Source organism: Micromonospora sp. NPDC004704 (assembly GCF_053601675.1).
Genome location: NZ_JBSGCD010000033.1, coordinates 1 through 14,629, shown reverse-complemented (window position 1 = coordinate 14,629; position 14,629 = coordinate 1). Strand labels below are relative to the sequence as shown.

Sequence of the window (14,629 nt, the reverse complement as noted above, 5' to 3'; positions counted from 1 at the left end):
TCGGCGGGATCCGGAGGACGAATGCGGGACACTCCGGACGGCACCGACGGAAGAACCGTACCCAGGACGACCACCCGCCCCGACCGTTTCGGCGCAGTTCGGTGTCGGCGTGGCGTCAGATCGGGCGGACCGACGCGAGCGCGTCGTCGACCACCCAGTCAAGCTCGCGGTGGGTGCCCGGAATGGAGACGTAGAAGACCGCGGCGGTGGCCCGGCCGACGTCGATGCAGGCGACCGCGGCCAACTCGTCGGTCGCCTTGAGCCCCGGCCGGCTGAAGTGCAGCCGGAACACGGTCACCCAGGCGGGCCGACCACCGAGCAGGGTCCGCTCGTCGCGGAGCAGTTCCATCCGACTCGGCTGCGGGTAGTACTCGGCCCGCACGTCGGCGGCCACCTGCCGGCCGACGCACTCCAGGTCGAAGGTGAGGGCGTCGTTCTCGGCGGCCGGCACGGCGGCGGAGAGGATCGACGCGTGGTAGTCACTGAAACCGTCGTACGCCGACTCGGTGACGAAGTGCTGCCCCACCCGGTACGGCACCTCGAGCATGCCTGCGTTCCACTCGGTGTCCCACGGCAGCCAGGGTGCCCCGTACTCGGTGTAGGAGATGCCCGCCTCCTCGTCGACCGTACGCGGACCCACCGCCGGCGCCACGGTTGCCGGCGGTGACGGCGCGGCCTGCGGTGATGCGGTGGATGGTGGGCACATCCGGGCCAGTGGCGGCCGGGTGTCGGCCGGGGCGGAGAAGTCGTCACCGAACAGGTGCGGATCCGAGCCGAGGGTCATCACCAGCACCACCGCCAGGCCGGTGACCAGGACCGCACCGGCCGCTCCGGCGAACCACCAGAGGCGGTACCGTTCACGCCCGACCGGTGCCGGCGGCGCCACAGGGGACGGACCTGCGACGGGCGGGCCACCGAGCCGGGTCACCGGGCCGGCCGCCCATGCCGTACCCGGTGTGGGCCGGGACGGCGGCTCGGGTGGCATCGCGGGAGGCATCTGCTCTAGTCAACACCAGCATCCGACGTGTCGCCGACCAGCCCTCGCGGCTCAGGGTCACTTTCGGATCCGGGCCACTGGCGAGTCCGGGCAAACCGTCTCAGTTCATCCGGAGCCGACGAGGTTCGGCTCGACGGTGTCGGCGGCGCGGGGCGGTGGGGCCTGCAACTCGACCACGTGTGGACGGCTGGGCCCGGCCGGGGCGTCGTACCAGGGGGTGAAGGCGGCGATCAGGGCGAGGAGAAGTCCACTGAGGGCAACCGCGAGCACAACGAGGATTTCTCGTACCGCCCCCGGTCCGGCAGTCAAGATCATGACGACCTCCCCATCGGGAACCCGTCGACCAGCCCGCCAGCTCCCCAGGGAACAGGATCACCCATGACCGGACACATCGCAGTCATCCATCGGACGCAATCCGATGACCCGATCGGCTTCCCACCCCCGCCCCCTCGCCCACCCCCTCCGCCGATCCGGACAGAAGGGGGCTTGTGGATCTTCTAGGGCAACCTATTCACCCTGGAACGACGAGCGGGGAGACGGGGAGGAAGCAGAAGGGCAGAGGGGGTGGATCAGACGGCGCGGGGAGCGGCGGGGCGGCGCGGGCGACGGGTACGACCCGAGCCACGGTGCTGCGCCCGGGGCGACGCGCCGCCGGCCTGGTTCGGAGCCTGGGCGGGCTTCGGCGCGACGACCGTGACCGGCACGCCGGACGGTACGCGGGCACCGGTCACCCGGACCAGCTCCGCGTCACCCGGCCGGACCTGCGCCGACTCCGGACGGATCCCGGCGGTGGCCATCAACCGGGCCATGTCCCGGCGCTGGTCGGGCGTGACCAGCGTCACGACGGCACCGGACTCGCCGGCCCGCGCGGTACGACCGCCCCGGTGCAGGTAGTCCTTCGCCTCCGTCGGCGGGTCCACGTTCACCACCAGGTCGAGCCCGTCGACGTGGATGCCACGGGCCGCCACGTCGGTGGCGACCAGCGCGGTCACCTGGCCGTTGCGGAACTGCTCCAACACCCGGGTCCGCTGCGGCTGCGACTTGCCCCCGTGCAGCGCCGCGGCGCGTACGCCACTGGCCAGGAGTTGCCGGGCCAGCCGGTCGGCGCGGTGCTTCGTACCGGTGAACAGGATCGTCCGGCCCTCACGGGCGGCGATCTGGGTCGTGGTGGCGGCCTTGTCGGCCGCGTCGAGGTGCAGCACGTGGTGGGTCATCGCGGTGACCGTGGCGGTCCCCGGATCCACCGAGTGCGACACCGGGTCGGTCAGGAACCGGCGGACCAGCCGGTCGACGCCCCGGTCCAGGGTGGCGGAGAAGAGCATCCGCTGCCCGTTCGGCGCGACCTGCTCCAGCAGCCGGGTCACCTGGGGCAGGAACCCCATGTCGGCCATCTGGTCGGCCTCGTCGAGCACGGTGATGGTGACCTGGTCGAGCCGGCAGTCACCCCGGTTGGTCAGGTCGGCGAGCCGACCCGGCGTGGCGATGACCACCTCGGCACCGGCGCGCAGGGCGTCGGCCTGGCGCTGCAGGGAGAGGCCGCCGACCACGGTGACGCAGCGCAGGTTGACCGCGCGGGCGTACGGGGCGAGCGCGGTGGTCACCTGCTGGGCCAGTTCGCGGGTCGGCACCAGGACCAGGGCCAGCGGCTGACCGGGGCGGGCCCGGCGACCGGCGGTACGGGAAAGAAGCGGAAGCCCGAACGCGAGCGTCTTGCCGGATCCGGTGCGACCCCGGCCGAGTACGTCCCGACCGGCGAGCGAGTCGGGCAGGGTGGCGGACTGGATCGGGAAAGGCTCGGTGATGCCGTTCGCCACCAGCGCGGAACGCAGCGCGGGGGCGAGGGCGTCGGTGAACGACGCGATGGCATGAGTCATGGATAGCACCTTCCTCAAGGGCGGCACGTGTCGAGGAAGGTGCCCGTGGGGCACTGGCCGCCGGGAGCCGTGAAGGGCTCCACCAGCGATCGCAAGCACGAACCGATGGGTAATACGCGGGGCCGGCCCGCGCCAGCAAGGCGCGGGCCGGTCACGTCACCGCGCCCGGCGGGCGCAGTGGGGTGTAACTGGGTTCAGATCAGCCGGATGTTCTCGGCCTGCGGGCCCTTCTGGCCCTGGGTCACCTCGAACTCGACCCGCTGGTTCTCGTCCAGGCTCCGGTAGCCGGAGGACTGGATCGCCGAGAAGTGGGCGAAGACGTCGGCGCCGCCGCCGTCCGGGGTGATGAAGCCGAAGCCCTTGTCAGCGTTGAACCACTTGACGGTGCCAATTGCCATTTGTTTCGTCTCCTTGACGGAACGATCGGTCCCGCACTTTTGCGGGCCGAAGAGAATCGCCCGCGCCCGGCAGGCGCGGATCGGTGTCGCCCCCTGGTCGCCCCGCCCGGAGAACTCCGGACATAACAAAGAGCGCCTGGGTTACAATCCCGCAGGCGCACACAGAGTCTCTGGGAACCAAAACTGCAACTTGGTCAGCCTAGCACGTACGTGCCGGAACAGCCATCAAGCCACCGGCAGTGCGGTGATCAGCGCCGCCAGACCGTCCGCGTCGAGCAGGTCGACCGGGCGCACGGTGGTGCCCTCGCGTACGTAGTGGAAAGCGGCCCGTACCTGCTCCAACGGCACCCCGGCCAGTTCCGCCCAGGCCAGCCGGTACGCGGCCAACTGCACCGCCGCCGCGTCCGCCGCCGCACCCACCGGCTCCCGACCGGTCTTCCAGTCGATCACGTCGAAACGGCTGCCCGGCCCGCTGAACACCGCATCCATCCGGCCCCGGACCACCACCCCGGCGACCACTGTGGCAAATGGCACCTCCACCTCGGCCGGCATCCGGTCCGCCCACTCGCTGGCCAGGAACCGCTGCTGCAACTCGACCAGCGCCTCGTCCGGCGCGGCGTCCTCGTCGGCCGCCCCGGGCAACTCGTCGATGTCGAGCAGTCGACCGGCCCCGAACCGCTGCTCCAACCAGGCGTGGAAGGCAGTGCCCCGGCGGGCGTACGGGTCCGGGCGGGACGGCATCGGCCGGCGCAGCGTACGGGCCAGCGCGTGCGGGTCACGACGCAGCGCCACGAGCTGCGACACGGAGAGGTGACCGGGGAGCGCGACCTCGATCGGCCCGACCCGCTGGGCGAGTTCCGCCCGCTCGGCGAGAAGCAGGTCCGCCTCCCGCCGCCACCGGTCGAGATCCGGATCGGTAGCGGGCTCAGCCGGCTGCTCGTCGGTCGGCAACGGCGGGCCGGTGTCGGCGGCCATGTGCTGGCGGACCAGGGCTGCCGCGTCGGCCATCGCCGGACGGCGGCCACCCAGCGGGTCGGCGGGCCACTCGGCCCTCAGCACCACCTCGGTGGTCGGGTTGACCGCGTCACCGGCCGGCTCGGGCGCCCACGCGTCGATCACGTAACCGTCACCGGTCAGGCACCGGTCGTACACCTCGCGGAGGAAGACCGACGGGCCGCGCGCCAGCTTCGCCCCGTCACCCCACCAGTAGCCGGAGCAGAGCAGGAGCCGCCGGGGTCGGGTCACCGCCACGTACGCGAGCCGGCGCTCCTCCCGCTCGTCGTGTGCCCGCCACTGCTCGGTGAAGGTCGTGAGCGCCTTCATCACGCCCTTCTGGTCGGCCACCTCGTCGAGGTCCAGGACCGGCAGCCCGTCCGCGTCACCGCGCAGCGGGAACGGCAGCACCCCCAGGCCGAGCAGGTAGTGGTCGGAGTTGCGGACCGGTCCGGGCCAGACCCCACGGGTGAGCCCGGCGACCGCGACCACGTCCCATTCGAGGCCCTTCGCGGCGTGCGCGGTGACGATCTGCACCGCACCCTCCATCACCTCCAACTCGCCCGGCGCCAGTCCCCGTTCCTCCTCCTCGGCGGCGGCGAGGAAGGCCAGGAAACCGGAGAGGGAGGCGTTGGTCGAGTCACCGGAGAACCGGGCGGCGACGTCACCGAGGGCGTCCAGGTGGCCACGGGCCAGGCCGGCGTCACCGCCACGACCGTCCGTACCGGCCCGTACGGCGACCTCCACCTCCAGGCCGATGGTCCGCTCCACGTCCGCCACCAGGTCCGGCAGCGACTGGTCCAGTCGGTGCCGGAGCAGTCCGAGTTCCAGGCCGTACGCGCGCAGCCGGGCATAACCCTCGGCCGAGTAGAGCTGCGCCGGGCCCAGGTCGGCCAGCGCCTCGACCAGGGTCGCGTCGTCCAGCCGGTCGGTGCTGATCTCCGGCTCGACGTCACCGTCGGCGCGGGGCAGTTCCCGCCGGGCGGTGGCGATGGCCCGGGACCTCTTGTGCAGGGCCACCAGGTCGCGGGGGCCGATCCGCCACCGGGCCCCGGTGAGCAGCCGGAGCAGGGCCGCCCCGTCGGTCGGGTCGGCGAGCACCCGCAGGGTGCAGACCACGTCCCGTACCTCGGGGGTGTCCAGCAGGCCACCGAGCCCGACCACCTCGACCGGCAGCCCCCGCTCGCGCAGGGCCGCCTCGATCGCCGGGATCTGGCTGCGTACCCGGACCAGCACCGCGCTGGTCGGGCGCCGGTCGACCGGGATGTGCTCGGGCAGCGCCGTCGGCATTCGGGCCGCGCCCCGCCAGGCGGCGAGCAGGCTGTCCGCGATCCAGTCGGCCTCTTCCTCGTACGTGGAAAGCAGCGCACAGTGCACGGTCCCGCCGGCGGCCCCCCGCGCCGTCCGGCCGGGAATCGGGTCCTTCACCTGCATCGCCGCGGCCAGTTCGCTCACCTGGGCACCGGCGGCCCGCAGCGGCACCGCGAGCCCGTTGGCGACCCCGAGGATCTCGGGCCGGTTCCGCCAGCTCGTGGTGAGGGTCAGGGTGCGCGCCGGACGGCCACCGGTGTGGTTGAACTCGGTCGGGAACCGGTTCAGGGTGCCGGCGCTCGCACCGCGCCAGCCGTAGATGGACTGGCACGGGTCGCCGACCGCGGTGACCGGGTGACCGCCGCCGTAGAGCGCCCGCAGCAGCACCACCTGGGCGTGGCTGGTGTCCTGGTACTCGTCGAGCAGCACCACCCGGTAGCGCTCGCGTTCGATCGCACCGACCTCCGGGTGGTCCCGGGCGACCCGTGCCGCCCGGGCCATCTGGTCGCCGAAGTCCATCGCCTCGAAGTCGTCCTTGCGCTGGTCGTACGCGCGGACCAGGGGCATCAGCTTGAGCCGGATCTGCTGGATCTTCAACGCCTTGCGGACGTCGGCGTAGATCTTTCCCGGCTGGGAGCTGACCTCGGCGTAGAACCGTCCGGTCCAGGCGGAAAGCTCGTCCGGGGTGACCAGGTGCTCGGCCAGTTCACCGGCGAGGGCGAGCACCGCGTCGGTGATGGTGCTCGGCATCCGGTCGACATCGGACATGTCCCCGTCGTACGTACGCACCAGCAGGTCGGCGAGCTGCCACCGGGACGCCTCGGTGAGCAGTCGGGTCGACGGCTCGTACCCGGCCCGCAGCCCGTGCTCGGTGACGATCCGGGCCGCGTACGAGTGGTACGTCGCCACCGTCGGCTCACCGCCGAGCTGATCGCCCTCCGGATCCCGGCCGTCGCGCCCGAGCCGGCGGACCAACTGGTCCAGCCGGGTACGGATCCGGTGTGCGAGTTCACCGGCCGCCTTGCGGGTGAAGGTGAGCCCGAGCACCTGCTCGGGTTGGACGTACCCGTTGGCGACCAGCCAGACCACCCGGGCGGCCATCGTCTCGGTCTTGCCCGAGCCGGCCCCGGCGACCACCAGCAGCGGCTCGACCGGCGCGGCGATGATCGCCGCCTGTTCCCGGGTGGGTGCGTGCAGCCGGAGCAGCTTGGCCAGCTCGACCGGGGTGTAGCGCGGGCCGGCGTCGGCTCTCCGTGGCGGCTTCGGCGCCGTGGCGGCGAACAGTGACGACTGGCTCAATCCTGCTCTCCACGCTGGGTCGGCGGTGTCATCCCCGGCCGCCGTGCGGGCGGTTCGACCACCTGGCGGCCCTTGCCGGAGACCGGGCAGCTGGTCCGGACCGGGCAGACCCGGCACTTGCTGTTGGCCACCGCGGCGAAGGTCGAAGCGGCCATCGTATCGGCGGTACGCCGTACCATCGCCCGCGCCCAGCCGGCCTCGTCGGCGGCGGTGACCGGGGCCTGGCCCTGTTCCTTCGCGTCCTTGGTCCCGGTGCCGAGCTGCACCAGCGCGGCACCGCCCGAGGAGTCGCCGAACTCGGCGAACGCACCCGCCTCCACGGCCGCCTGGTACGCGCCGAGCTGCGGATGTTCGGCCAGCTCGGTGCCGGTGACCGCGGTCGACTTGCCGGTCTTGAGGTCGATCACGACCAGCCGGCCGTCGGCGTCGACCTCCAGCCGGTCCACCCGACCGGTCAGGTCGACCGGCCGGGTGGGGTCGTCCAGCCGGACCGCGAACTCGTGCTCGATGGCGAGCAGCCGGCGCGGGTTGGTCGCCAGCCAGCGGAGCAGCTTGTCGACCATCGCCTCGGCCCGCTGCTTCTCCGGCCCGGCCATCCACTGTGCGGCCAGGTCGATCACGTCGAACCGCGCGGTGACGTACTCGATGAGCTGGCTCCGGTCGGCGCTGGCGTCCTCAGCCAGCATCGCGGCGGCGTGCACCAGGTTGCCCACCCCCTGCGCGCCGCTCGCCGGTGCCGCGCCGCCGTGCCGCTCCAGCAGCCAGCGCAGGCTGCACCGCAACGCGCTCTCCATGGTGGACGGGGTGACCTTGACCGGTTCGCCCTCGTCCACCAGCGGCCGGTCGTCGGAGAGCGCCCGCAGCCCCCACCAGTCGTCCGGGTGGGCGCCGGGCACACCGGCGACGGCGAGCCGGGCGAGCTGGGCCGCGGCCTCCTGCCGCCGCTGGTCGGACGAGGCCGGGTCGATCACCACGGTACGCAGCTCCGCCACCAGCGCCGGCAGGGTGAGCGCCCTCGGCGCCCGCTCCACCGGCAACTCCCCCGGCTCCCCCGCCTGTGCTCCCTCCGCCTCCGCTACTGCCGCCGGCGCTGCCTGTGGTGCCGCCTCCGCTTCCGGAACCGGGCCGTTCGAGCCCTCCGGCGCGGAGCCGTTCGAGCCCTCCGGAGCCGGGTGCGGCGCATCGTCCGGGGCCGGGCCGTTCGGAGAGGGACCCGGGTCGGACGAGCCGACCGGGCGGGAGCCGGGGTCGGCCGGCGGGGCCAGCTCGTAGAGGAAGCGGCTCGGCTGCTCCTCGTGGTCCATCCCGCCGACCGCCGCCGAGGCGACCGCACTGACCAGCAGCCGGCGCCGGGCGCGGGTGACCGCCACGTAGAACAGCCGGCGCTCCTCGTCCAGCAAGGCCGAGGTCTGCCCGACCAGGCTGGCCGCCAGCCCGCTGCCGTCGGCGCGGCCGGCGAGCACCTCGACCAGCCGCTCCGAACCGAGCAGGCTGCCACGAAGCCGCAGGTCCGGCCAGGTCCCCTCCTGTACGCCGGCAACCGCGACCAGGTCCCATTCGAGTCCCTTGGCCGCGTGCGCGGTCAGCAGCCGCACCGCCTCGCCGGGATCGGCGCTCGGGGCCAGGGTGTCGGCGGGCAACTGCTGGCCCAGCACGTGCTCGAGGAACACCTCCGTACGGGCACCCGGCAGCCGGTCGACGAACCGGGCGGCCGCGTCGAAGAGCACCACGATCGCGTCCAGGTCCCGGTCGGCGGCGGCGGCCCGCCAGCGGGGCGCGTTCTCGCCCTCGCCGGTGGCGGTCCGGCCCCGGCCGATCGCGCCGGACCAGCGTTCGGCCAGCCCGCTGTCCTGCCAGACCGCCCAGAGGACCTGTTCGGCGGTGGCTCCGGGAGTGGCGGCGGCGGTCCGGGCGGTGGCCAGCAGCCCGGCGACCGCCTGGGCCGGTGCCGCCCAGCGCCGTTCGATCGCGGCCAGTTCCGCCGGCTCGCGCAACGCCTCGACCAGCAGCTCACCCGAGGGCCTGCGGTCACCGCCGGCCAGGGCGAGTGCGCGCAGGCCCTGCCGCAGCCGCCGTTCGGCCAGCGGATCCGCCCCGCCGAGCGGCGAGTGCAGCAGCGCCACCGCCGCCTCCTCGTCGAGCCGGTCCGGCTCCAGGGCGCAGCGCAGCAGCAGCAACAGCGGCGCCACCGCCGGTTGCAGGTGCAGCGGCAGGTCCTCGGCGTGGACCACGGTCGGCACCCCGGCGGCCTGGAGCGCCCGTTGCAACGAGGGCAGTTGTCGGGGCGCCGAACGGACCAGCACCGCCATCTGGGACCAGGGCACCCCGTCGATCAGGTGGGCGGCGCGCAGGGCGTGCGCCAGGTACGCCGACTCGCCGGTAGCGGAGCGGAACGTACGGACCTCGACGGTGCCGGGTTCGGCGTCCGGCAGCGGTGCCAGTTGCCGGTGGGTGATCGGTCCGCGCAGCCGTCGGGCGACCCGTGCGGCGGCGCCGAGCAGTCCCGTACCGCCCCGGTAGCTGGTGGTGAGCAGGACGGTCCGGGCCACCGCACCGGAGGCGGTACGGAACCGGTGCGGGAAGGCGGCGACACCGGCCGGGTCGGCACCCCGGAACGCGTACGTCGAGGAGTCCGGGTCGGCGAACGCGACCAGCGGCTTGCCGCCTCCGGCGATCAGGTTGAGCAGTTCGAGCTGGGCCGGGTCGGTGTCGGCGAGCTCGTCGACGTAGACGTGGGTCAACCGGCGCCGCTCGGCGGCCAGCAACTCCGGGTCGTCGACGAGCAACCCGCTGGCGGCCCGGACCAGCTCCGCCGGGTCGTACGCGATCGAGCCCCGGCCGGTCGCGTCCCGCAACGCCAGTACGGCCACGTACTCACGCAGGAAGCGGGCTGCGGCGGGCCAGTCGGCCCGGCCCAGCCGCTCGCCCAGCCGGGCCAGTTCGACCGGTCCGACCCCGCGTTCGGCGGCACGTTGCATCAGGTCGCGGAGCTGGCCGGCGAAGGCCCTGGTGCGCAGCGCCGGGCGGAGTTGTTCGGGCCACCCGATCCGGTCGGCCGGTGCGTGCGCGTCTGCCGGGGCCTTCGCGTCGGTCGGGTTCTGGTCGCCGACCACGTCGAGCAGCTCACGGATGATCAGGTCCTGCTCGGGGCCGGTGAGCAGGCGCGGTGACGGCTCACCCCGTTCGGCGGCGGCCCGGCGCAGCAGGCCGAAGGCGTAGCCGGGGAAGGTGCGTACGAGGGGTTCGTGCATCACCCGGGCGCCGATGCCGGTGACGCGGGCCTCGATCCGGTGGCGCAGCGCGGTGGCGGAACGCCGACCGAAGGTCAGCACCAGGATGCGTTCCGGGTCGACTCCCCCGGCCACCCGCGCGGCGACCGCCTCGACCAGGGTGCTGGTCTTCCCGGTCCCCGGCCCGCCGAGTACGAGCAGCGGCCCGTCGACGTGCTCGACGACCTGCTGTTGCCGGGGGTCGCCAACCCACGCCGGCACGGCCTCGGCCGGCCGACGAACGAGCTGGTACGCCTGCACGCCGCCCATCACACCATGCCGCCCCGACGCTCCCGCGTAGGCAACGGCGGCTTGTCACCGCTTTCCGGAGCCCTTCCCGAGCGAGGACCGCGCGGGGTGACCGGGTGGTGACGGTGACGGGAGCGTGGGTCAGTCGAGGCGGGCTTCGATGGCGTCCAGCGCGGCGCCGATCGAGTCGACCACCACCAGCAGGTTCATCGCCCGCTGGTGGGCGAAGCGGGTGGGGGCGAGTCCGTACAGCCAGTCGATCAGCCCGGTGTAGAACCCGTCCTGGTCGAGCAGGACGACCGGCTTGTGGTGCATGGCCAGGGTGGCCATGGTCCAGACCTCGAAGAGTTCGTCCAGGGTGCCGAGCCCGCCGGGCAGGGTCAGGAACGCGTCCGACTTGTCGATCATCGCGGTCTTGCGGCTGGCCATGCCGTCGGTGATCACCAGCTCGTCGGCGTGCCGGTCGGCGACCTCCAGGTCGACCAGCGCCTGCGGGATGATGCCGAGGGTGTGGCCACCGGCGGCGCGGGCGCCGTCGGCGAGCGCGCCCATCATGCCGACGCAGCCGCCGCCGGAGACCAGGGTGTGGCCGCGCCGGGCGAGCTCACCGCCGGTCTCGGTGGCGAGGTCCAGCCAGCGCTGGTCGAGCGTACGGGAGGAAGCGCAGAAAACGCAGATGGCGGCCATCAACTCACCCTTCGCGAGAGGTGGAAGCTGCCTGCTGGTCGGCTCCCGCCTGGGCGATGGCCGTCTCCTGGAGCGCTTCCTGTTCCGCGGCGAGCGCGGCGTCGGCATCTACGATATGCCCGACGGCGGTGGCCACATCATCGGTGACCAGTATCAATTCGAGATCAGCCGCCCCGATCTTGCCGGTTGCGGCGAGGGTGTCCCGCAGCCAGGCGAGCAGCCCGCCCCAGTACTCCTTGCCCATCAGGACCACCGGGAACCGGGTGACCTTGCCGGTCTGCACCAGGGTCAGCGCCTCGAAGAGTTCGTCCAGGGTGCCGAACCCACCGGGCAGGACCACGAACGCCTGGGCGTACTTGACGAACATGGTCTTGCGGGCGAAGAAGTAGCGGAAGTCGATCGCCATGTCGACCCAGTCGTTGATGCCCTGCTCGAACGGCAGCTCGATGCCGAGCCCGACGGAGAGACCGCCGGCGTCGGTGGCGCCCCGGTTCGCCGCCTCCATCACGCCGGGTCCGCCGCCGGTGATGACCGCGTACCCGGCGCGGGCGAGAGCGGCGCCCAACTCCTCGGCGAGCTTGCACTCGTCACTGTCGGGGAGGCTGCGCGCCGACCCGAAGACGCTCACCGCGGGCGGCAGGTCGGCCAGGGTGTCGAAACCCTCGACGAACTCGGAGAGGATGCGCAGGGCCCGCCAGGCGTCCTTGGTCTTCCAGTCGGCCCGGCTCCGGGAGTCGAGTAGGCGCTGGTCGGCCGTACTGGATGGGATGGCGTCCCGGCGCAGGGTGACCCCGCCGCCGTGCCGCTCCGGCCCCCGGGCCCTGCCGTTGCGTCCCTTGCTGTGACTCATGCGTCCACGGTAGTGGGATGGCCAGTCCACGTCGGCAACTCACCCCGGCTGCGGGAAAAGAGCGCCGCTCAGGTGCAACCTGAGCGGCTCCGTACGCGTCTTACTATTCACATACCGGGTATGCACGGGGTCCGGCAGCGCCGCCGGACACCTTTGGGGGGAGGCGCACCGTGATCAACAACAACGAGATCATCCGGCTCCGGCGACAGATGCACCAGCGAATCCGCGCCGTGGTGGCCGAACGCCGGGTTGCCCGCCAACAGGATTCGGCCGACGACACCGCGTTCGACTCGACCATCGCCGCGGAAACGTCCGGCGGCACCGGCGAGGGTTCGCTGATCGGCGGATAGGCCGGCCCGATCCGGCCGGGCCGGCCCGTGTTCGACGTCGGCCCCGCGGGCCGTCGTCGAAGGCGACCGTCAGACCGGCGCGAGCCAGCGGTGCAGGGTGGCCGCCCCGTCGCGGATCTTCCCGATCTCGACGTGCTCGTCCGGCGCGTGCGCCAGGTTCGGGTCGCCCGGCCCGAAGTTCAGCGCCGGGATGCCGAGCGCGGCGAACCGGGCCACGTCGGTCCAGCCCAGCTTCGCCACCGGCTCCTCGCCGACCGCCGTCAGGAACTCCCGGGCCGGCGCCGCGGTCAGTCCGGGCAGCGCCCCCGGTGCCACGTCCACCAGGTTCACCTCCAGACCGGCGAACACCTCGCGTACGTGTGCCTCCGCCTCGGCCGGCGACCGGTCCGGCGCGAACCGGTAGTTGACCTCGATCTCGCACCGGTCGGGCACCACGTTGCCAGCGACCCCACCGTGGATGCCGACCGCGTTGAGCCCCTCCCGGTAGGTGCAGCCGTCGATGGTGACCGTCCGGGCCTGGTAACCGGCCAGCCGGTTGAGCGCCTCGCCGGCCGCGTGGATGGCGTTCACCCCGCGCCAGGACCGCGCCGAGTGCGCCCGCCGGCCGGTGGTCGTCACGATCGCCCGCAGAGTGCCCTGGCAACCGGCCTCGACCACGCCGTACGTCGGTTCGAGCAGCACCGCGAAGTCGGCCGTGAGCCACTCCGGGTGCGCCTGCGCCACCAGGGTCAGGCCGTTGTAGCGGCTGTCGATCTCCTCGGCCTCGTAGAACAGGTACGTCACGTCGTACCGGGGTTCGGCCAGGCTCACCGCCAGGTGGAGGGCGTACGCCACGCCGGACTTCATGTCCGAGGTGCCGCACCCGTAGATCAGGTCACCCTCGCGCTTCGACGGGAAGTTGTCGTTCAACGGGACGGTGTCCAGGTGCCCGGCCAGCACCACCCGCTGCGAGCGGCCCAGCTCGGTACGGGCCATCACCGTGTTCTGGTGCCGCCGCACGTCCAGGTGGGGAACCGACCGCAGCACCTCCTCGACGTGGTGCGCGATTTCCTTCTCGTTGAGCGAGACGGACTCGATGTCGACCAGGGCGCGGGTCAACGCGACCGGATCGGCCAACACCTCGGGGGTCAGCGGGTTCTCCATGTCCGGCACGGTACCGTCAAGATTGTGCGGGCGCGGACCGAGCGGGCGAGCTGTGCTGTCCATGACTCACCGGCCCCCCAGCTTCCGACCGAAGGATGACTCGATGACTTCCGCGCAGCCCGCCTGGGGTATCGGACTGGCCACCGTCACCGCCGACGACCAGGTGCTCGACACCTGGTACCCGACCGGCAAGCTGGGCCTGGGCGCGCTGCCGCTGGTGCCCGGCGAGGAGCAGGCGGACGTACTCGACCTGCCGCCGGGAGCGGTCGGCGAACGGGCGCTGCCCGGTCTGCGTACGGTGGTGGTGATCACGGAAATCGGCTCGCTCGCCGACCCGATCAAGGATGCCTCCGACGCGTACCTCCGGTTGCACCTGCTCTCCCACCGCCTGGTCCGGCCCAACGAGCTCAACCTCGACGGCATCTTCGGCCAGTTGGCGAACGTGGCCTGGACCTCGGCCGGGCCGTGCCCGCCGGACCGGGTGGACGAGCTGCGGGTGATCGAGCGCGCCGCCGGCCGCCACCTGGCCGTGTACGGGGTGGACAAGTTCCCCCGGATGACCGACTACGTGGTGCCGTCCGGGGTCCGGATCGCCGACGCCGACCGGGTACGGCTCGGCGCCCACCTGGCGCCCGGGACCACGGTCATGCACGAGGGCTTCTGCAACTTCAACGCCGGCACCCTGGGCACCTCGATGGTCGAGGGCCGGATCGTGGCCGGGGTCGTGGTCGGCGACGGCTCCGACGTCGGCGCCGGTGCCTCGATCATGGGCACCCTCTCCGGCGGCGGCACCGAGAAGGTCCGCATCGGCGAGCGCAGCCTGCTCGGCGCGAACGCCGGGATCGGCATCTCGCTCGGCGACGACTGCGTGGTCGAGGCGGGTTGTTACATCACCGCCGGCTCCAAGATCAGCCTCCCGGACGGGACCGTGGTCAAGGCCCGCGAACTCTCCGGCGTGGCCGGGCTGCTGTTCTGGCGCAACTCGCTGACCGGTGCCCTGGAGGCCCGGCCCCGCACCGGACACGGCATCGAGCTCAACGCCGCCCTGCACGCCAACGACTGACCCGGACGAAAGCGGGGTGGGGGGGGGGGCGCGCCCGCCCCCCCCCCCCCCCCCCCCCGGCGGCCGCCCCCAGCACCGGCGCGCGACCAGGGGGGGCGGGGGGGCCGCGGGGGAACGGGGGCGGGGCGGGGGAGAGGGGGTGAGGG

The 14,629-nt window shown here is 73.0% G+C and carries 11 protein-coding genes; 2 read left to right on the top strand and 9 right to left on the bottom strand.

Annotated features, from left to right (window positions below):
- Positions 1 to 115 precede the first annotated feature (115 nt).
- From ACWEFB_RS30805 to ACWEFB_RS30770, 8 genes are all read right to left on the bottom strand, one after another.
- Positions 116 to 997: a hypothetical protein gene (locus ACWEFB_RS30805; protein WP_452291023.1), complete on the bottom strand. Its 882-nt coding sequence runs from the start codon at positions 995 to 997 to the stop codon at positions 116 to 118.
- Between the two features lie 105 nt (positions 998 to 1,102).
- Positions 1,103 to 1,312 carry a hypothetical protein gene (locus ACWEFB_RS30800; RefSeq protein WP_326562660.1) on the bottom strand — a complete coding sequence of 70 codons (210 nt, stop codon included), beginning with the start codon at positions 1,310 to 1,312 and terminating at the stop codon, positions 1,103 to 1,105.
- 254 nt (positions 1,313 to 1,566) lie between these two features.
- Entirely contained in the window at positions 1,567 to 2,871 is a 1,305-nt protein-coding gene (locus tag ACWEFB_RS30795; protein ID WP_326562659.1) for a DEAD/DEAH box helicase, read from the bottom strand.
- A 194-nt stretch (positions 2,872 to 3,065) separates the two neighbouring features.
- Complete coding sequence (gene cspE, locus ACWEFB_RS30790; protein WP_326562658.1) at positions 3,066 to 3,269, bottom strand: transcription antiterminator/RNA stability regulator CspE; 204 nt, start codon at positions 3,267 to 3,269, stop codon at positions 3,066 to 3,068.
- 225 nt (positions 3,270 to 3,494) lie between these two features.
- Positions 3,495 to 6,872: a UvrD-helicase domain-containing protein gene (locus ACWEFB_RS30785; RefSeq protein ID WP_452291020.1), complete on the bottom strand. Its 3,378-nt coding sequence runs from the start codon at positions 6,870 to 6,872 to the stop codon at positions 3,495 to 3,497.
- Positions 6,869 to 10,411 carry an ATP-dependent helicase gene (locus ACWEFB_RS30780; RefSeq protein WP_452291018.1) on the bottom strand — a complete coding sequence of 1,181 codons (3,543 nt, stop codon included), beginning with the start codon at positions 10,409 to 10,411 and terminating at the stop codon, positions 6,869 to 6,871. Before ACWEFB_RS30780 ends, ACWEFB_RS30785 begins: the two co-directional genes overlap by 4 nt.
- 120 nt (positions 10,412 to 10,531) lie before the next feature.
- Positions 10,532 to 11,077 (bottom strand): LOG family protein, encoded by a 546-nt coding sequence (locus ACWEFB_RS30775; RefSeq protein WP_363592977.1) that lies wholly within the window; start codon positions 11,075 to 11,077, stop codon positions 10,532 to 10,534.
- Positions 11,078 to 11,081: 4 nt separating this feature from the next.
- A complete protein-coding gene (locus ACWEFB_RS30770) occupies positions 11,082 to 11,927 on the bottom strand; it encodes an LOG family protein (RefSeq protein ID WP_326562654.1) in 846 nt (281 codons plus the stop codon).
- 170 nt (positions 11,928 to 12,097) lie between these two features.
- Between ACWEFB_RS30770 and ACWEFB_RS30765 the strand changes: the two genes are divergently transcribed.
- Entirely contained in the window at positions 12,098 to 12,277 is a 180-nt protein-coding gene (locus ACWEFB_RS30765) for a hypothetical protein (RefSeq protein ID WP_326562653.1), read from the top strand.
- A 69-nt stretch (positions 12,278 to 12,346) separates the two neighbouring features.
- Here ACWEFB_RS30765 and dapE read toward each other — a convergent pair whose 3' ends face one another.
- Positions 12,347 to 13,420: a succinyl-diaminopimelate desuccinylase gene (gene dapE / locus ACWEFB_RS30760; RefSeq protein ID WP_452291015.1), complete on the bottom strand. Its 1,074-nt coding sequence runs from the start codon at positions 13,418 to 13,420 to the stop codon at positions 12,347 to 12,349.
- Between the two features lie 103 nt (positions 13,421 to 13,523).
- Between dapE and dapD the strand changes: the two genes are divergently transcribed.
- Positions 13,524 to 14,483 carry a 2,3,4,5-tetrahydropyridine-2,6-dicarboxylate N-succinyltransferase gene (gene dapD, locus ACWEFB_RS30755; protein WP_363592969.1) on the top strand — a complete coding sequence of 320 codons (960 nt, stop codon included), beginning with the start codon at positions 13,524 to 13,526 and terminating at the stop codon, positions 14,481 to 14,483.
- Positions 14,484 to 14,629: the final 146 nt, after the last annotated feature.

What these genes read in the sequence shown, in the direction of transcription:
- ACWEFB_RS30805 (WP_452291023.1), bottom strand. Translation starts at nt 997, where the DNA reads ATGCCTCCCGCGATGCCACCCGAGCCGCCGTCCCGGCCCACACCGGGT.
- ACWEFB_RS30800 (WP_326562660.1), bottom strand. Translation starts at nt 1,312, where the DNA reads ATGATCTTGACTGCCGGACCGGGGGCGGTACGAGAAATCCTCGTTGTG.
- ACWEFB_RS30795 (WP_326562659.1), bottom strand. Translation starts at nt 2,871, where the DNA reads ATGACTCATGCCATCGCGTCGTTCACCGACGCCCTCGCCCCCGCGCTG.
- cspE (WP_326562658.1), bottom strand. Translation starts at nt 3,269, where the DNA reads ATGGCAATTGGCACCGTCAAGTGGTTCAACGCTGACAAGGGCTTCGGC.
- ACWEFB_RS30780 (WP_452291018.1), bottom strand. Translation starts at nt 10,411, where the DNA reads ATGGGCGGCGTGCAGGCGTACCAGCTCGTTCGTCGGCCGGCCGAGGCC.
- ACWEFB_RS30775 (WP_363592977.1), bottom strand. Translation starts at nt 11,077, where the DNA reads ATGGCCGCCATCTGCGTTTTCTGCGCTTCCTCCCGTACGCTCGACCAG.
- ACWEFB_RS30770 (WP_326562654.1), bottom strand. Translation starts at nt 11,927, where the DNA reads ATGAGTCACAGCAAGGGACGCAACGGCAGGGCCCGGGGGCCGGAGCGG.
- dapE (WP_452291015.1), bottom strand. Translation starts at nt 13,420, where the DNA reads ATGGAGAACCCGCTGACCCCCGAGGTGTTGGCCGATCCGGTCGCGTTG.
- dapD (WP_363592969.1), top strand. Translation starts at nt 13,524, where the DNA reads ATGACTTCCGCGCAGCCCGCCTGGGGTATCGGACTGGCCACCGTCACC.